9 protein-coding genes are annotated in these 18,318 nt (G+C 72.9%); 4 read left to right on the top strand and 5 right to left on the bottom strand.

What is annotated here, in order from left to right:
• Window positions 1-5: 5 nt before the first annotated feature.
• The 4 genes from ACZ3H8_RS35760 to ACZ3H8_RS35745 form a co-directional block, all read right to left on the bottom strand.
• Window positions 6-3,950, bottom strand: a complete 3,945-nt coding sequence (locus ACZ3H8_RS35760; RefSeq protein ID WP_467408928.1) for a DUF5682 family protein — start codon at window positions 3,948-3,950, stop codon at window positions 6-8.
• Window positions 3,951-3,967: 17 nt separating this feature from the next.
• Window positions 3,968-5,140: an ATP-binding protein gene (locus tag ACZ3H8_RS35755; RefSeq protein ID WP_467408902.1), complete on the bottom strand. Its 1,173-nt coding sequence runs from the start codon at window positions 5,138-5,140 to the stop codon at window positions 3,968-3,970.
• A gap of 113 nt (window positions 5,141-5,253) precedes the next feature.
• The gene (locus ACZ3H8_RS35750; protein ID WP_467408900.1) at window positions 5,254-10,173 is read right to left on the bottom strand and encodes an ATP-binding protein; all 4,920 of its coding nucleotides are present in this window, start codon (window positions 10,171-10,173) and stop codon (window positions 5,254-5,256) included.
• Complete coding sequence (locus ACZ3H8_RS35745) at window positions 10,170-11,042, bottom strand: DUF4132 domain-containing protein (RefSeq protein WP_467408897.1); 873 nt, start codon at window positions 11,040-11,042, stop codon at window positions 10,170-10,172. Before ACZ3H8_RS35745 ends, ACZ3H8_RS35750 begins: the two co-directional genes overlap by 4 nt.
• Window positions 11,043-11,670: 628 nt before the next feature.
• Here ACZ3H8_RS35745 and ACZ3H8_RS35740 point away from each other — a divergent pair.
• The 3 genes from ACZ3H8_RS35740 to ACZ3H8_RS35730 all read left to right on the top strand — a co-directional run bounded on the left by ACZ3H8_RS35740 (window position 11,671) and on the right by ACZ3H8_RS35730 (window position 17,849).
• Window positions 11,671-14,628, top strand: coding sequence for a helix-turn-helix transcriptional regulator (locus tag ACZ3H8_RS35740; protein ID WP_467408896.1), 2,958 nt, complete (start codon window positions 11,671-11,673; stop codon window positions 14,626-14,628).
• Between the two features lie 153 nt (window positions 14,629-14,781).
• A complete protein-coding gene (locus ACZ3H8_RS35735; RefSeq protein WP_467408893.1) occupies window positions 14,782-14,928 on the top strand; it encodes a hypothetical protein in 147 nt (48 codons plus the stop codon).
• Between the two features lie 17 nt (window positions 14,929-14,945).
• Entirely contained in the window at window positions 14,946-17,849 is a 2,904-nt protein-coding gene (locus tag ACZ3H8_RS35730) for an ATP-binding protein (RefSeq protein WP_467408892.1), read from the top strand.
• Here ACZ3H8_RS35730 and ACZ3H8_RS35725 read toward each other — a convergent pair.
• Window positions 17,842-17,982, bottom strand: a complete 141-nt coding sequence (locus ACZ3H8_RS35725; protein WP_467408891.1) for a hypothetical protein — start codon at window positions 17,980-17,982, stop codon at window positions 17,842-17,844. The genes ACZ3H8_RS35730 and ACZ3H8_RS35725 overlap by 8 nt on opposite strands.
• A 7-nt stretch (window positions 17,983-17,989) precedes the next feature.
• Between ACZ3H8_RS35725 and ACZ3H8_RS35720 the strand changes: the two genes are divergently transcribed.
• Window positions 17,990-18,250, top strand: a complete 261-nt coding sequence (locus ACZ3H8_RS35720; RefSeq protein ID WP_467408888.1) for a hypothetical protein — start codon at window positions 17,990-17,992, stop codon at window positions 18,248-18,250.
• Window positions 18,251-18,318 lie beyond the last annotated feature (68 nt).

The following is an 18,318-nucleotide window of genomic DNA, read 5'->3' as shown; positions in this document are numbered from 1 at the left end:
AGGTGTCATCGGGGTTCTCCGCGCAGGCGGTCGCCCACCCAGCGGGCGAGGGCGAGGGGGCTGAGGGCGGCCACGGGCATACCGGCCGCGACGAGTTGCTGGGCGACGGGCACCGAGTACCGGGGGGTCCCGGTGTCGTCCAGGGCGGCGCAGCCCATGAGGTGGACGCCGGACGTGGCCAGGGCGCGGACCTCGCCGAGCAGACCGCCTAGCGGGTAGCCCTCCTCGAAGTCGCTGACGACCACTACGAGGGTGCGGCTCGGTACGGTCACCAGCGAGCGCGCATGCGCCAGTCCGGCGGCGATGTGGGTTCCCCCGCCCACGCGCACCTCCAGCAGCAGCGACAGCGGGTCGGCGACCCGGTCCGTCAGGTCGATCACCTGGGTTGAGAAGGCGAGGAAGTGCGTGGAGAGGGTGGGTACCCCGCCCAGCACGGCGGCAGTCAGCGCGGACCAGACAACGGATGCCTCCATGGAGCCGGACACGTCGACCACGAGGATCAGCCGCCAGTCGGCCTCGCGGCGGGAACGGGTGCTGAACACCGGCCGCTCCGGCACGACGACGGTCCGGCCGTCGTCGAGACGGCGCGTGTGGGCGAGGTTGGCCCGCAGGGTGCGGGGCAGGTCGAGCCGGCCGCCGGGGCGGCGGGTCGGGCGTGGTGTGGCCAGCCCGGTCAGGGCGGGACGCAGGCGGGTTGCCAACTCCCTTGCAAGCTCGTCGACCAGGCGGCGGACCAGCGGCCGGAGCCGGGCCAGCTGCTGTTCCGGCATGCCTCCGGCCAGGGAGAGGACGGACGTCAGCAGTTCGACGGAGGGGCGCACCGAGGCAGGGTCGAGTTCGGCGAGGACATCGGTGCGGCCGGTGTCGACGGCCCGGCCGAGCACCTCCTCGCGGACCTCCGCGCCGAACAGGGCGTCGAGTTCCTCGGCCCACTCCCGGGCGGTGGGGAAGGAGCCTTCCTGTCCGCCGGCGTTGCCATCGGGTCCGCGCCCGATGTCGGCGGCGCCCTCGCCTCGGCCTGCGCCGTACAGCTCGTCGAGGGCGTGTGCATAGCGGCGTGCGCCGTCGGGCAGCCGCTCGGTCTGCCGTCCGAGGAGCAGCCGCCACCGGTCGGACGGGTCGAGGCGGCGCGAGGCCGCCGGCGGTGTTGTCGCCTTCTTGGTGGCCGGACCCGCTGGAATGGGGGGCGCTGCCGTGTCTCCTGTTGCCGGTTCCGCTGCCGTCCCGGCGACCGAACCGTGGTGCGGCGGGGGTGCGGCGCAGGCGTCCCCCACGACGCCGGACACCGGCTGACCGGATGCCGTGTCCGCGAGGGACTCCGCCAGGGACTCCGCGAGGGAGTCCGGAAGGGGGATCCGCAGGGCGCGCAGGGCGGCGAGCCCGGCGGTGTCCGCTGCAGTCCACAGGGCGAGCAGCTCCGGAGCCGCGGTCAGTGTCAGGTCGAGCCGGTCGCCGAGGCGTTCGGTGACGGTGTGCAGCAGCCGGTCGCGGGCGGCCGGGGCAAGGGTGTCGAATCCGCCGCGCAACGCCGGCAGCCGATCGAGGAAGCCCTGGTCGGTGAGATCGTCGATCCGGTCCAGCAGCGGGCCGAGGGCGGCCGGGGCCGACTGGAGCAGCGGGCCCGCCGCGGTGAGGAGTCCGGTGAGCAGACGGGACATACGGTGGCGCCCGTCGGGGCCGGTTGCGGCGTCCACCCACCCGGCTGCGCGGGCGCCAAGAGTGTCGGGACCGTCCAGGTCCAGCAGGACCCTGGCTGCCAGGGCGGTTCCCTGGACGAGCGGGGAGCCGGTACGCGCGAGCGTGCCCAGAGCGCCGTCCAGCCGCAGACCCAGACGGTGCTCGCCTGCCCGGGTGACGAGGGTGACGAGGGCGGCGGCATCGTCCGCCTCGTCACTGCCGGCCAGACCGGGCAGCGCGCGGACGGCGGCCTCCAGCAGAGTGTCGGCCAGTGCGACGGCCCGCTCCCGCTCCGTCGGCGTGGTGCCGGGCAGGTGCTGACGGCGCAGCGCCTCCAGCAGGTCCATTGCCTGCAGCAGTTCAGGGAGGGTGGCGCCGGCGGGCAGGACGTCGGCGGCATCGCCGAGGCGGTCGGCGACAAGGTCGGGGAGGTCGCACTGGGCCGCCGCGCGCAGGCCGTGGATGATCTGCGCGCAGGTGGCTCCGCCGTCGGCACAGTCGCGGCGGAAGGCGTCACGCAGCGTTCCGGCGGCGGCCTGGGCGGCGGTGACGCCGCGGACGCCCGCCAGGTCCAGCCGTGCGGGCACGGCCGGGGTCCAGGAGAGCCGCCACCGGGTGGTGAGCGCGGTCGAGTCCCCGGTACCGGTCACCTCGACCTGCTCGCCGTATCCGGCGCCGCAGGCCAGCAGTTGCTGGAGCAGGATCTCGCGGCGGCGGTCGAGGTCGGAGCGGAGCGGGTCGAGGCGGACTTCCCGGGGCTCGGGCTTGTCCGGACAGGGCAGGCGCAGCGCGGAGAGTTCAGACTCCACGGACGGGCCGAGCCCGGAACGCGGCGTGCCGGGAGCGGTCCTGCCGCGGTCGGCGCCGACCAGGACCACCTCCAGGGCACGAGCCAGTGCCCGGCCCCGGCCGAGCGGTTCGCCCTGGCTGAGCACGGTCGTCACGGCTTCCAGCAACTCGCCGCGGCCCGGCGCGGGCAGGGAGCGCAGCCGGGCCAGGTCACAGGCCAGCCGCAGAGCCTCGGCGGCCTCGCCGGTGCCCGCGGTGTGCCCGGCCGCGCGGAGTTCCCGGCACAGGCCGGTGATTGCGCGAGCGGCGGCAGTCCGCACCCGGTCGGGGTCGCCCCCGGCGGTGAACACGGCCTGCTGCCAGCGCGGGTCCCGGATGCCGGCGGGGTAGCCCGAGCGGGAGTCGAGCAAGTCGAAGGAGTACGGGACCAGCGAGGTGACGGGCGCAGGGGTCGCGTCCGCCACCGCCGCGGCCGAACCCACCGCCTGCGCCCGCCCGTTGTCCGGTCCGGGCTCTGCGGTCCCGCCGGTTCCGGGCGCGGCGGGCGCACCGCCCTCGGCAACGGCGTACCCGGGCGCGGTGCCGCCGGGCACCGCATCGGACCCGGCAGGATCCAGCGTGGCCCCGCGCGGCACCGCGAGGCCCGCGGTGGAGCCCCCAACCTCTCCCGGATTGCCGCGCCGACCGCCTTCGTCGGACGCCGGACAGTCGGCACCGTCCGTGTCGAGCCGGACCGCGGCAGGTCCAGCCAGTGCCGGGGCGTGGAAGGCACCGACCACCGCGGCGAGCCGCCGCCCCCCGGCGCCGGCTCGCGCGATCACATGGCGCATATACGCCTCGCGGGCCAGGTCTGTGGCCGGTACGCCGCGGGCCCGCGCGTCCTGGCGCAGCGCCCAGCCCACGCCGAGCGCCGCCCGCCGTAGCGACTCGGGCCCGCAGCCGGGGGCCAGCACCTCCACCGCGCGGTCCCACAGGTCGTCCCCGTCGCGGCCGGTTCCGGCTGTGGCGAGCCCGTCGGCGAAGGCGGTCCCGGAGCGGGCCGCCTGGTCCGGCACCGCCGTGTCCTGCTGGGCCTCATCGGTCGCGGACCAGCCGGGGTCCGACAGCGGGAGGTCGCAGCAGAGAACCTCTACCCCGTGCTCGCGGGCCCAGCGGATGACGGCCAGCTCCGGCGAGAAGTCGGCGAACGGGTAGAAGCCCAGCCGCCCGCCCTCACCGATCCCGGCAAGCGCCACCGGCGCGACCGTGTCCGGATCGGCGAGATACGGCAGCCACGGCTGGAAGTCCGCCGGCAGCTCGACGCAGACCACCTCGACGCCTGCGGCGTCCAGCAGGGCCGGGACCGCGGCGGCCAGTGCGGGGCTGTGGTGGCGCACGCCGAGGAGGTACGGATCTACGGAGCCCGCGAGGGCGGCCACGGCATCCCGGGGGTCGGTGTCACCGGTGGTCGCGGCACCGGGCTCATGGGCGGCCACGGCGGTGATTGTGGACTGATGGATCGTCAACGCAGGTTCTCCCGGAGGTCCCAGAGGCGGCGCCACAGGGCGGAGCCGTCCTCGGCGCGGCGCCGTACCGGGCCGTCCCAGTACCCGAGCAGTCGGCCGTGGTCGGCCGGGTCGTCCTTGCGGACGACCCCGAGGAGGTGTCCCGGCACCAGGTCGAGGACATCGCCGCCGGGCAGGTAAGCAGTGGCCACGGCGAGCGAGGCGGCGACCTGCACCGCCTCGGCGGTGGACATCACCGTGCCCGGCCGCTCCACGTCCCAGCCCTCGGCGGACCGGCCTGAGCGCAGGTCGCGGAAGACGGTGACCAGTGCTTCCAGCACGGCGTCGTCCACGCCGAAGGCGGCACCGGCCCGCTTCACGGCGGCCGTTGCCTGACCGCGTACCAGGGAGGTCTCGGCGTCGGCGTCGGCGATGGGGTGGACGGTCTCGAAGTTGAAGCGTCGCTTGAGGGCTGCCGACATCTCCGAGACGCCCCGGTCGCGCAGGTTGGCGGTGGCGATGACGGTGAAACCGGGGGTGGCCGCGACCAACGCGTCGGCGGTACCCGCGAGTTCGGGCACGCTGAGCCGCCGGTCGGACAGGATCGACACCAGGGCGTCCTGCACCTCGGGCAGGCAGCGGGTGATTTCCTCGACCCGGGCGACCCGCCCCGTCCGCATCGCGGTGAGCACGGGCGAGGCGACCAGCGCCTGCGGCGTCGGCCCCTGGGCGAGCAGCAGGGCGTAGTTCCAGCCGTAGCGGAAGGCGTCCTCGGTGGTGCCGGCGGTGCCCTGGACGGTGAGGGCGCTGGTGCCGCAGACCGCGGCGGCCAGCAACTCGGAGAGCATCGACTTGGCGGTGCCGGGCTCGCCGACGAGCAGCAGGCCGCGCTCACCGGCGAGGGTGACCACGCACCGTTCCACCAGGGCGCGTTCGCCGACGAACTTGGGAGCGATCGCCAGCCGGGCAGGCAGCTCGCCTTCGGCACGGCGCGATTTCGGCAACTCCAGGGTGTCACCGCCGCTGCCGCATATGAAGGTGACCACGGCGCGCGGGGTCAACGCCCAGCAGGGCGGGCGGGGTCCGTCGTCATGGGCGGCGAGGAACGCGAGCTCGGCGGCGTACCGCTCTTCGGCAGGCAGCACCTGCCGGGCGGGTGGGGCCGTGGCCTGGTCGGCGGTCAGGGTCATGTGAAGTCCTCTGTGGTACGGGCTGTCTTACGTCGTGTTGGTGCCAGTAGGTGGTGCCAGTAGGTGGTGTGGCGACGACCGGGTAGTCGCCGCACCACTTGCCTCTCACAGGGTCAGCGGCGCCTGCCGCGCCGGACCTTGAGTTCCGCGAAGCGGGGAGCGTCGCCTTCCCGGATACGCTGCCAGGCCCTGCGGTAGAGGTCGGCGGCGGGTTCGGTCGGGACGAGCACACCCAGTGGCGCACTCTCACCGCTGACCAGGTCGTACAGCGGCAGCTTCCACTGCTCCAGCGGCAGCCGCGGGGCCTTGAGGTCGACCCAGCCTCCCGGCAGGAAGAGCGAGCGCGCGGCGCGGGTGCGGCTGGCTTCGACCACCAGGTCGGTGGCGGCCAGTTCGGCGCGGGCGGCCTTGAGGCGGGCGGGCTTCCAGCCCGTCCACCTCGCGGTGTTGCGGTCGGTGGGGTCGGGCATGCCGAGCAGAGCCAGGTAGAGCGCGGCGGTGTCCTCGCTGATGCCGAACTCCTTGGCTGCCTCGGTGACCAGTTCGGGCACGGACCGGGTGGGGTCCTGCGCCCACCAGGTGCCGTCCTTGCCCCGCTCTCCCGCGGCCGGGTCGCCCGGGTCGGCGAGGAACGCTTCGAAGCGCGGGTCGCGGGCGAGACGCAGAGCCACCTCGGCAGGGAACGGCTGCTGGTCGTCGCCGCGCAGGGCAGACAGGTAGGGGTCTTCGCCGGCCGCGTCCAGCAGTGCCGTACGGATTCCCGGCGCGGGCTGGTCGTCGTGGGTGGCCATGATGACGGCGCCGTAGCGCTCGTAGCCCTCGCCGACCTCAGTCGGGGCACCCGCCACCTTCCGGAAGTCGGGAAGGCCGACGTACCGGCCCAGGTCGAGCATCAGCTCGGGGTTGGCCAGTCGGTCCCGTACAGCCGTCAGCGCGGTGGGCAGGGCAGCTCGTATCCGGTGGCCCGCGGGCAGCCGGTGGGCGAGCCAGGCGGCCTGGGCGACCGAACCGATCAGCGTGTTCGCGGTGAACCCGTTGGCGTCCTTGTCCTTGTCGGCGGGGCGGACGCGGTCGCCGCTGACCGCCCACGCCAGGTCCCGGCTCAGCTCCGGCGCGGCGGCCGGGTCGAGCAGGGCGGGCAGCGCGCGGGACGACTCCCACCATGCGGGCCGCACGGCGCGAACCGCCTCCGCGAGCAGCCCTTCGGGGACGGCGACCCGCCTGCCCACCTTGCTGTTCCAGATGTCCGCCGCCGCGGCCACGTCCGGGCCGTCCTTCCACAGCCGGGCGGGTTCCGCGGGCAGCAGAGCCGCGACGACCGCACGCCGGATGTCGGCGCACAGGTGGCGCAGCTCGTCTCTGGCCACGGCCGATTCGGTCACCTTCACCCCGAGCGTCGTCCGCGCCTCGGTCGGCAGGAAGCTGCGCTCGTACGTGTCCGCCCGCGGCATCCCGGCCACGACCAGCCGGGCCATCGTCTCCGTGACCCCGGTGAGCCGCGCGAACTCCTCGGCCGCCTCCGGGAACCAGGGCGCCGGGCCGCACCCGGCCGACTCGGTCAGGAACGCCCCCAACCAGCCCGCTTCCCGGGTCTCACCGACGCGGGACGAGGACCGCACGGTGTAGGGCGCGGGAACGTCGAAACGCCCCGACGGATCGTGGAAGAGCGCCGTGAACTCGCAGCCGTTACTGTCCGAGCTCCCTGTGTCCACGAAGGCCAGGAAGGCGCCGCCGTTCAGCTGAAGCAGCCCGCGCCAGGTGCCGTCCCGCCGTGCACCATCGGCCTTGGTGAGCAGGGTGTCGTCGAGGTGCAGCCGGAAACGGCGCCAGCGGGCGGGCTCGTCGGCCGTGGACAGCCCGAGTGAGTCCAGTTCGCGGAGCAGCTCGTGCAGTGCCTCCCGGTGCTCCTGCTCGGCGAGCACCGATGCGGCCCGGAATGCCATGGCGGCGCAGGTGTCGAGCAGGGTTTCCCAGTTCAGGACGGCCTGCGGGAGTTCCGGCCCGTCGAAGTGCAGACGGACTGCCGGGGCGGGCTCAGGAGCGTCGCGCAGCGCCTGGCCGACGGTGCGGATCTGGCGGAAGGCGCTGTCGGACTCCCAAACGCGGGACCACCGGTAGCCGCTGGAGCCACCGAGGCCGCTGATCGCTTCCTCGAGCAGCCCGTCGGCGGGGCCGGCCGGCGAAGCCTCCAGGTGCCCGCCCTCGAGGGCCTGGGTGAGCCGGGCCGCCACCGAGTCGAGCGAGGCCTGCTGCGCGGCGGCGAACCGCACCACCCCGGCGATGCCCGCAACCAGCGCGTCATGGCTGACCTGCGGCAGCAACGTGCGGATCAGGGCGGGCAGTTCCTCCTTCTCCCCGGCGTTGGCGGCCTTCAGCAGCGCTGCCGTGGTGTCGCGGTCGATCCGGCGCAGGGCCACGGAGCCCTGCGGGTCCCGGGGCTGAAGGCAGTGCCAATAGCGCAGTGGCGGCAGGATCAGAGTGCCTTCTGCGAACGCCCCCGGGGGATCGTCCGTCTTGGCCACCGCCGTGACGACGCCGTCCGGGTCGACCAGACTGACCTTGTAGCTGCCCTGGACGACCGCCCGGGGCCGGTCGTCCCCGGGAAACACCACTGCACGGGACGGCCGTTCGGAGCCGCTCGCCATGGTGACGGTGTGTCCGGCCAGGTCCTCACCGCGCAGCGAGCCGTCGGGCAGCTGCACCACCCGCCAGCCGAGCAGTCCGTTCACCGGGAACCCGGCGGGAGTGGCTTCGGCCGACGGAGCGGGCAGCAGCCAGCCGGAGTGGAAGGTGGTGCCCGCCGGGGAGTTGTGCAGCGCGTCGGCGAGGAAGCCGGGCATGCCCTTACGTCCGTGCTCCCCGGTGGCCGGGTCGTACTCGTACCACCCTGCGGTGTCGTGATCCGACCCGTCCCAGGTCCACACCCAGTACGAGGTCCCGTCGGTGATCACTGACCGTTCGTCGGGCAGTGCGGTGTCCCCGCGGTGCACCACTCCGGTGCCGGTGGTCCGCCCGCCGCTGGGCAGTGGCAGGGTGGTCGCGCCGGTGCTGCGATACCAGTTCATACGCGTGCCTCGGGTACTGCTGCCGCCATCCATCGGCTGCAGGCGGTCGGCGGAGGTGTGCCAGTATCCGCGCAGCCCGTTGCCCAGTGCCCGGGAGTTCCAGTAGACGAGCAGTTCGCCGTCCACGTAGTGGAAACCCGGGTCCCCCCAGCCGTCCCCGGCCGGTATCCGCAGGTCGTGGGTGAGTACGGTGCCATCGGCACCGATCACCCTGGCCTGCGAGGGGCGTGCGACGATCAGATGGGGCCAGGCGTCCGCGATGATGAGGTCGTCGACGTCCTTCGGGGCTACGAGAGCGGCTGCCGCCTCCTCCCATGCGGGCCAGCCCAGTTCGTCGAAGAGCCCGGCCCTCAGCGCCCGGGCGAGCACGGGGGCGAGGTCGGTTCCGGCAGCCTCGCGCACCTCGTCCTCGGCGAGCACCAGGGCCTCGCCCGGCAGCCAGGCCAGGCGCCGCAAAGCGTCGGGCAGTTGCGGCAGGCCGGCGGCAGACGACTGCTGCGCCACCTCGCGCGTCCACTCGGCCAGCATCGGGCGCCCGCCGGGGGACTGGGCCAGCACTCGGAGGGCCCGCAGCCCGTCCTGGTCGTTGCTCAACCTGTTCGCCCCACGGTGGAATGCGGGCCGGAACCGGGGGTCGGCCTCCAGCGCCACCAGATCGCGCTGCCCCTCGTCCATCGCCCACTGCTCCAGGCTCAGCCCGGTGTTCTCCCCGGGGTCGGCGACCGGCACGCCCAGCGACAGCAGCAGGTCCAGCAGGTCTACGTCGTGGTTCGTGGTCGGCAGCGCCCGGCCCGACCCGGCGAGTTCGGCGCGCAGCTGGTCGGCCATCCGCTCCACCTGTGGGTAGAGCACCGGCAGGCGGGTACATTGCCGCCAGCCGGACCTCCGGAACGCCAAGAACCGCTCGAACCAGCCCGCGGTGCCGTCCACGGGGCGCTCTTCCCCGGGCAGCGTGGCTTCGCAGAGCCCGGCGGTGGCGCCGGACTCCTCCAGCAACTCCAGCCACAGCCCGGGCATTTCACCGTCGCCACTGGCGGGCATCAGGTTCAACAGCGTCCCGCGTGTCGCGGGTTCCTGCCGGGCCAGGGCCACCAGTGCTGGACGATGGGCCTTCCACCAGCCCGTCGCCGCCCGCAGCGTGGCGGGCAGGACCAGCAGCTCGGCCAGGTACGCCCGCTCCTCGGCGTCCGCGTCCGTACCCGCCGCCCGCGCCAGCCGGCGCAGGTCGCCCGCCATCTGCGCCGACGGCTGCAGACCGCCCGCGGTACGCCGTACGCACAGCCTGCGGAACCGGCGGAATGCCTCCTCCGCGGGCACCCGCGCGGCCAGTTCCTTCGCGTACCCCGACAGCACCTTCACCGGCAGTGCGCCGGCCAGTGCGAACTCCAGGAACACCTCGTCCAGCCGGTCCTCGTCGACCTGCAGGCCATGCCCGGCCTCGGCCCTGCGGGCCCGGGAGAACATCTGCGCGGCGTACGTGGCGTTCTCCACCGCCAGGAAGACTCGCCCGGCCTGCTCGTAGAAGGTCGGCAGGAAGTGCGGTACGGCGGCGGCCAGTTGACCGGCGAGCTGCTGGTATGCGTCCAGGGCCGCCTTCGGCTTCGACTTCGCCTGCCGGGCCGCCCGCTCCAGCTCCGGGACCACGGCCAGCGCGTGGTGGCCGTCCTCCGGGTGGTGCACCAGCACCCACTCCGGGAAGCCCAGCGACTGCCGCAGCCCCAGCCCGACCTCTGACGGCTCGGCGTCCTGCTCCAGGCCCAGGAAGTCGGCCGCCAGGTCCTCCGCCGCGCCCAGTTCACCCGCGACCAGCCGCACCACCACCCGGTCGTCCAGCCCCGGATGCCGGTACGTACGCGCCGTCAGCGGCACCGCCCGCTCGCCCGCACCCTCCGTACCCGGCGGCAGCACCGCCCCGGCCGTCAGCAACTCCACGGCCTCCCTCTGCGAAACCTCAACCGTGTTACTCATGCGTCCTTCCCCTCCTCGACCGAGCGGCCGGCGTACAGCGCCGCGGCCATGCGCATTCCCTCGGACCAGGCCACCGGGCTGACCTCCCGCAGGGGGAGCGACCGGCCGTCCGGGTCGTGCCAGGTCAGGCCGCCGGTCTCCAACTCGCCGTCCCAGTAGGGCTCCCCGATCCACACGGCGGCCTCGGAGGTCCCCCCGGCGTCCCGCACCCGGTGCGTGGCGTAGCCCCCGGAGACCCGGTAGCCGAGCGAGGTGGCCCGGGCGGCGAGACCGAACCGCGAGGAGAACTTCCCGCCGGCGAACTCCCGTATCTCGGTGGACTTCTCCGTGAGGTCGGCGTCGGCCGGCTTGGTCCAGGTGGCCCGGTGGATCTGCTCCACCCCCTGCACCACGCCCAGTTCGGCGGCGAACTCCCGCAGGTCGTCCAGGTCTTCGAGCAGCACCGGATGAGGCAGGGTCACCGTCCTTGGCGAGAGCCGAACCGTCTCGCCGTCCAGGTTCACCACGCGCAGCTCGCCGGAGTCGGTGGCGTCCCGCAGGAAGCCCACCTCGTCCCGGTCGTCCCCGACCACGACCAGGTCGCGCAGCGCCGACTGCCAGGCCTCGTCCGGCCATACTCTGGCCAGCAGTCCGGTCGGAACGGGCAGCGATGACACCATCCAGGTGTCCACCTGCGCCAGGCAGGTGGTGGCATGCCGGTCCAGCCACTCGGCGAACCGGCGCAGCCGGTCCACCTCGGGGTGCTCCCGCAACGCCTTCGGAAGCGACTTCAACTGCCGCCCCGCAGCCCGGCCCGCTGTGGCCCTCGCGGCCACCCGGCCCTCCACCAAGGCGATTTCATAGCCGTCGCCGGCGGACAACCAACCCATCGGTCCTCACCTCTTGCCATCAAGGAATCATCGAAATACGCAGGGGGAACCGGACCCCCTCGGTAATGTGCGGAACCATAGCCACAGCCACTGACAAGCGAACTCATGGCACCGGGACAGCGCATTCGGCACCGGCACCCTTACTCGTGTGCACACGATGACCAACGGCCGGTGGCGGGCGATGTTGTACGCACGAATGATGTCCGCTGCTGCGCCCACGGCTGCAGCAGCGGACCCCGTGTGCCATCGCGGCGGCGCCGGTCGGCCGCCGAGCGCATCCACACCGTCGGTATCGTGACGCACCAGGCTGTCGAGAGGCCGACTTTCCCAAACCCTCATGCCGACGGCATCAGCGAAACTGCGTAATTCATTACGTAGACACGCTGCCTGGCCGCCGTGGGCGCCGGGCTGTGGTGGTGTTCACGGTGCCCGCGCGGTGGGTGGGGGGGGGTGTCAGTGCCCCAACTTATGCTCAGGCTGAAGCTTGTAGAGGGCAGCCCACCGTTCGCTTCTCCGACGCGGCTCACCCGGCCGAGGCGGGATGCAGAGACATTCTGCTGCTGGGGTCAGGGCGAGGCGAGGAGGAGCGCAGGTGTTCGTGGTGCCATCGCAGGAGACGGATTCCCCCATGGTCGGGAGGGCAACGGAAGCCGCGCGGGTAACCGGCGTCCTGGAGGCTCTCGCGGCAGGACAGGGAATGGTCGTGGAGATCGCCGGGGATCCAGGGATCGGTAAGACCAGCCTGCTGGGCCTGCTGGCCTCTCGAGCCGCGGCAACCGGTGCACGAGTGCTGCGAGCGCACGCCGTACGTGACACGAAGATCCCTTACCAGGTATTCAGGGACGCATGGGACGGTCACGCCGCCTGCGGGCCCGGCGGAAACCGGGCGCCGGAGCTGCCGCCGTTCCCGGCACCGCCCTCTCCCGCACCGGCACACTCCGACTTCCAGGTGGGCACAGATGTGCGGAGCGCTCTGGGGCAGTGGGCGTCCGCGCGCGGCGGCGTGCTGGTGCTGGACGACCTGCACCATTGCGGCCGGCAGTCCGCAGCGCTCGCCGCTCAGCTCGTGCGTACTCCCGTGCCCGGCCCCTTCGTTCTTGCCCTGGCACATCGCCCCCGGCAGACCGGCTCGCTGCTGCTGGAGGCGCTGGAGCACGGTGTGCACGCCGCAACCGTGCTGCGCGTGGAACCGGACTCACTGGATGTCGGCGAGGTGGCGGCGCTGCTGGACCACTGGCGCGCCAAGGGCAGTGTCGCCACCGAGCGTTCACCCCACGCCTCGTTGCCAGGCCAGGAGTCCATCTCGTGGGACGGTTCCTGGGAGCACCTCAGTCCTGAAAGGTACGCCGAGCAGTTGCATGCCGCTTCCGGTGGCAACCCTCGCAACCTGCGGATCCTGGCTGCCGCGGGCTGGCATCCCGACAACTGGCCGGAGCGCCCCGGAGTGAATCCTGACGGCCTGCTCCGTGAGGCCGCGGCGCTGACGGCCGAACTCAACGCTCTCAGCCCGGACGCCACGACGGCAGTCGGCGTGGCGGCCGTGCTCGGCGACCCCTTCCTTGCCGGGGACGTCGCCGAGGTCTCCGGACTCGGCCTGGAGCGCACCCTGGGTGCCCTCGGCGAACTCGCCCGCGGAGACCTGATACGGCCGTCGCACTGGGGCGGCCGGTTCGTCTTCCGCCACCTCGTACTCGGCCATGTCGCCCTGGAACACGCGAACCCCTCGCTGCGGCTGCCCGCCCGCAGACGTGCCCTCGACCTGCTGACCGAGCGCCGGGCCCCTGCCGCCGCACGCGCGCGGCACGCCGAGCACCTGCTGGGCGCGGACGGCGACGCAGCCCTCCAGGTCCTGATCGAGGGCGCGACGGAGGCCGCAACCGAAACGCCCGCTACCGCAGCCCGCTGGTTCCGCCTGGCACTTGACACCCTGCCGGGCGGCGAACGGATCAGCGCGTCACGGGCCAACCTGGCACTGGACTGCTGCCGGGCGCTGACCGCTGCCGGACGCCTCCGGGAGGCCCGTACCCTCGCTCACGACGTGCTCGGCCAGCGTTCGGACCTTCCCGATGAACTGCGCCTGAAGGCCTACGCGGTGTGCGCCGATGTCGAGCGGCTGCTCGGCCGGTACCAGGAGGCCGATGCGGTCGTGCACGCAGCCCTGGACCTGCTGCCGCACCCGCTGCCGGAGCCGATGCCCGACGCACCCGGCCGGCTGATCCTGGCGTACGGGCAGGTGCAGGTGTGGCGCGGCACCTACGGGCGGGCACGCGCCCTGGTCCGGGAGGCGGCGCGGACGGCGGGCGAGGCCGACCAGGCGTGGGGGACGGCGGTGCGCGTCCTCGCCGCTTTCGGCGAGACCTACCTCGGAGACTTGGCGAAGGCCGCACCCGAGGTCACACGGTGCGCCCGGCTTGTGGACAGCCTGCCGGACACAGTGGCCGCTGACATTCCCGAGACGCTGGCGCTGCTCGGCTGCGCCGAGATGTACCTGGAGCGGTTCGTGGATTCCTACCGGCATCTGAGCCGGGGGCTCGAGGCCACCAGCGGCGGCAGTCAGAAGCACGTCCTGATGAACCAGCTGATGGGCCTGTCCATCCTCGACCAGTGGACCGGACGGCTGGAGGACGCCCGGCGCCGGGCTCGGGAGGCAGAAATGCTCGCCCGTGCTCTCGGCGCGGACGACGGCGAGGGACTGGCCATGACGATGCGCGCCGCAGCCCTGATATGGACACGCGGGCGGCGGGACACCGCCGGGCTGGTCGCGCTCGCCCAGAAGGGGGTTCGCAAGACCTCCCGCGGGACGGGCTGGTGGGCCAGTTCCGCGGTCGGGCTGCTCGCCCACACCCAGTTCGTCGGTGGAGACCCGGCCGGGTGCCTCCGTACCCTCCTTGAGAAAGGCGGCGGCGAGGAACTGCGGCTGGTGCAGCCTCCGTTCCGCCCGTCGCTGCTGGGCATGCTGTCCACGGCGGCGCTGCGGTGCGGCGACACCGGTGCGGCCCGCCGCTGGGCCCAGGCTGCTGAGGCCGCCGCGCAGCAGCTGGAACTGCCGATCCAGCTCGAGTACGTCCGACGGTCGAGAGCCGCACTCCACGCCACCGACGGCGAGCACGACGCCGCGGCAGAGCTCTTCCACCAGTCGGCGGAGGGTTTCCGCCGTGCAGGCATGCCGGTCCAGCAAGCCTGGACGCTGGTGACCGGAGCGCGCTCGGCCCAGGCGGCGCAAGGCCACGACGCGGCCCTGACCTGGCTCGATTCGGCTCTGGAGGTATCCCTCGGCTGCGGCGCGCTGCGAATACGCGAGGAGGCGGCACGGGTCCGGGCACAGGTCCAGGCGACACGGGAGTCGGCCGTTCCGGGTGCGAGCGCGACGGATCAGGAGGCTCCGGACCTGCTCACGACGCGTGAGCGCGAAATTGCCGAACTGGCGGCAGCCGGCAAACGTTCACGAGAGATCGCGGATCAGCTCTTCGTCAGCACCAGAACCGTGGAAACCCACCTCAGCCGGATCTACCGCAAGCTCGGTATCTCCTCCCGCATGGCCCTGTACCGGGCCCTTCAGCGGATGCCCGACGCCGACAACCGCTGAGCGGGCTGCGCTGGTCCGGCCGTACTCGCAACCCACCGGAGAGCCGCGCACCAGGTTTACGTAGTTCTACGGATGTGTCATGCACAGGAGGCTGCGAGCCTGGGCGTTCACAGCCGATCGCGATGGCGCTGCCTCTCCGAAAGAGCACTCCTCATGAGCTTCCCGTTCTTCGGGGCAGGTGACGCCGCTTACTTCGAGTGGGCTGAAATGCACGTCCTGTTCAACCGCGAGCCCTCGGCAGCGGAACGGGCCGCCTACGCGATACGCGGCATCCGGGACATGGCCGGCGGGCCGCGGTGAGAGGCGGAAGGAACGAGATGTCACCCACGCCGCGTCCGGCTACGCCCCTGGCGGACCGGGAGCGAGAGGAGGCACGCCTGCGTCTCGCGGTCGACGCCTGTGCCGAGGGCCGGTCGACGGTCGTCGAAGTCACCGGCGACCCCGGACTGGGCAAGACCAGGCTCCTGACGGAACTCGCCACGCGGGCACGGGAGAGCGGGCTGGCCGTGCTGTCCGGCCGGGCCTCGGAGTATGAGCGGGAGCGCCCCTTCGGGGTGGTCGCCGAATCACTGCGTACCTTTCTGGAGGACACGGAGCGCCTCGCGGAAGCGGCCGTGGACGATGGGACGCGGGAATTGCTCGACATGGCGTTGACCCATCCGTCCAAGCCCGCTCCCTCCGGCACGCCGCCGCTCGTCGTCGAACGGTTCCGACTGTTCGGAGCGGTGGCGCGGCTACTGGAGAGCACAGGCCGGGACAGAGGTGTCCTGCTGTGCCTCGATGATCTCCACTGGGCCGACGACGGCTCGCTGGAGCTGCTGAATTACCTGCTCCGGCACCCCCCTCAGGTGCCCGTGGTCCTCGCTTGCGCCTACCGGCCGCGCCAGGCCCGGCCGAGGCTGCTGACATGCCTGTCGGAGACCGCCGACGCCTACCGCGCAGAGCGGCTGCGACTCGCGCCGCTGGGCCGTGAGGCCGCGGAACTCCTGTTCGGCGCGGCGTTGCCACAGGAACAGCGTGACGCGCTGTACGCCGCCGGCGGCGGCAATCCCCTCTATCTGGAAGTGCTTGCGCGGCTGGCGGAGCGGCCGCAGGAGGTGGGCGCGGGGCGCTTCGCCGACCTGCCGCGTTCGCTGCGGGCCGCCCTGGTCAGGGAAGTGGCGCTGCTCGACCCGTCGCAGCTCACCGTACTGAGGGCAGCCGCCGTGCTCGGTGACCCCTTCGACCCGGAACTCCTCGCGGCCGTCGCGGACTTTCCGCGCAGAACAGCCCTGGAGACACTGGACATCCTGGCCCGGATGGACCTGGTCCGCCCTGGCGGGCCGTCCGGCGCGCCCGGGCGGATGCTGGAGTTCCGGCACCCTCTGCTGCGGGAGCTGATCTCCAGTGAGTCGCCGCCCGGCTGGTGGCTGGCGGCACACGGCAGAGCCGACCGGGCGCTGCGCGACGCCGGAGCCGGCCCGGTCGAGCGGGCTCCCTATGTCGCACGGTCGGCCGAGCCCGGCGACTTGGACGCGGTTCAGCTGCTCTGCGAGGCGTCCGAGCGCACCATGTACTCCGTGCCGGCGACCGCCGCGTCCTGGCTGAGGGCCGCGCTACGGCTGCTGAAACCCGCCGACGGACCGGACGAGCCGAGGTTCGGCGTGCTGCTCGCGCTGTCGCGTGCCCTGGGGCTCACCGGCGACCTCGCGGGGTTCAGGGAATCACTGGGGGAGGCGCTGGAGCTGCTCCCGCCCGACCGGCGCGACCGACGGGTCCAGGTGGTGACCCTGCAGGCGCAGGTCGAGCGCATCCTGGGTAGCCTCGGCGAGGCACAGGCCGTGCTGGAGGCGGAGCTGGCCGCCTGGCCCGAGACCAGCGCCGTCGCCAACCCGTTACGCCTGGAGCTGGCGACCGTACGGATGGTCCAGCGGGCATACGACGAGTCGGCGGCGTACCTGGACACGGCACTGGGTCACGCCACGCGCACCGGAGACCGGGGAACGCGGACCGCCGCCGCCGCGTGCCGGGCCCTGGGCGCCGCCTACAACGGCGAGACCGAGGCACTGCTGGCGCATGCCACGCGGGCCGCGACGGTCGTGGACGCCATGGAGGACGAGGAACTGACTGCCTTCCTCGATCCGTTGAGCCAGCTGGGCTGGGCCGAACTGCTCGCCGAGCGCTATGACGACACCGTCCGCCATGCCAGCCGCGGCATCCGCATCGCCCGGCGCACCGGGCAGAGTCATGTCCTGCCCTACCTCCTCCTCGGCCACGCGTGGGCTGTGCGTGAGGTGGGACAGCTCGCGGACGCGGTCGGATCGGCGGAGGACGCCGAGGAGATGGCGTATCTGCTGGACCAGTCCGATCTGCTCGGCTATGCGCTGGCGCTGCACGCGAAGGCGGTCGTGCTGCGCGACGATCCGATGACCGCCGCGCCCCTCGCCGAGCGCGCCATGCGGACCGTCCGGGCCCGCGGCCGACTGTGGGGGCTGACGGCCGGAGTGCTCGCCGCCATACGTCTTGAGCAGGGGCGGCTGGACGACTGCGTCACGCTCGTGCAGGAAGTCATGGCCCGGCCGGAGCACTCCGGGCCGACGCACTCCGTCAAGGCGGCCTGGTACAGCACCGCCGCACAGGCCGAGGCGGCGCGTGGCCGGCCGAGGGCGGCACGCGCCTGGGCGGAGCGCGCGGCGGAAGCGGCCGCAGTCGTGGGGCTGCGAGGCCAGCACGGATACGCGGCCGTCGCGCGGGCGTGCGCCGTGGATGGAGACAGGGATGCCGCCGTCGAGTCGCTGGCCTCGGCGGCGGTGGACTTCGCGTCCACCGGGCAGGTATTCGACGAATGCCGGGCCTGGCTGTCCCTCGCCCAAGTGCTGTCCGAGGCGGGGCGGCTGGACGACGCAGTGGAGAACGTCCGCCGGGCCAAGCAGACCGCGATGGCGTACGGCGCGGGTCACTTGCATACGCAGGCGGTCAACGCGCAGCGCCGGATCGGGGCGCTGGGACCGCGGGCGCGTGATGCGGCGCCGTCCGTACTTTCCCCGCGTGAGCGCGCGATCGCCGAGATGGCGGGCCAGGGCCTGTCCAACCGCGACATCGCGCAGGCGATGTTCCTGTCGGTCAAGACGGTCGAGGCCCACCTGACGCGTGCCTTCCGCAAGCTCGGGGTCGACAACCGGTGGGCCCTGACCCGACTCTTCGGCGACAGCGGCGCTGCTCAGGGCGGGGACGTCAGATGACCAACAGCCTGCCCGGGCCCGCGGCTTCGGCGGCCCGTCGGTCGAGCTCGGCCATCAGCCGGCTCTCCTGGTCTCGGTCGACATCGTTGACCACGTCCCAGGGGACCGGCTCGTACGGATCCAGCCGCCGCATAGCGGCGGTGGTCGAGGCCGTGCGCGGCGAGGGCCTCCCGGAGCCGTTCGGCGGAAAGCCTGGCCGGATCCGTGCCCGCGTCGTGCAGCGTCTCCAGGACGTGCCCGATCCTCCGGTCCCCGCGCAGGCACACGCTCTCCAGGAGGAGCCGGCTCGATTCCCCCCACAGGACGCGGTAGTTGCGCTCGTATGCCTCGCCGCCGACGAGCTCGTACAGGTGCTCGCGGATCTCTTCGACGCAGCTAGGCAGTTTCGTTTGGATCACTGAGCCCGACTACATCAAGATGCCGTGCCACCGGTTGGGGCGGGTGATGCACCGCTCGTCGCTGTTGCGCC

This window comes from Streptomyces sp. NPDC002868 (assembly GCF_055563295.1).
Note: the sequence above shows the minus strand (reverse complement) of the source record. Positions and strands in the feature narration are given on the sequence as shown.

Excerpts from the sequence above, each read along its gene's own strand:
- ACZ3H8_RS35730 (WP_467408892.1), top strand. The coding sequence starts at position 14,946 with ATGTCACCCACGCCGCGTCCGGCTACGCCCCTGGCGGACCGGGAGCGA.
- ACZ3H8_RS35725 (WP_467408891.1), bottom strand. The coding sequence starts at position 17,982 with ATGCGGCGGCTGGATCCGTACGAGCCGGTCCCCTGGGACGTGGTCAAC.
- ACZ3H8_RS35745 (WP_467408897.1), bottom strand. The coding sequence starts at position 11,042 with ATGGGTTGGTTGTCCGCCGGCGACGGCTATGAAATCGCCTTGGTGGAG.
- ACZ3H8_RS35735 (WP_467408893.1), top strand. The coding sequence starts at position 14,782 with ATGAGCTTCCCGTTCTTCGGGGCAGGTGACGCCGCTTACTTCGAGTGG.
- ACZ3H8_RS35755 (WP_467408902.1), bottom strand. The coding sequence starts at position 5,140 with ATGACCCTGACCGCCGACCAGGCCACGGCCCCACCCGCCCGGCAGGTG.
- ACZ3H8_RS35740 (WP_467408896.1), top strand. The coding sequence starts at position 11,671 with ATGGTCGGGAGGGCAACGGAAGCCGCGCGGGTAACCGGCGTCCTGGAG.
- ACZ3H8_RS35750 (WP_467408900.1), bottom strand. The coding sequence starts at position 10,173 with ATGAGTAACACGGTTGAGGTTTCGCAGAGGGAGGCCGTGGAGTTGCTG.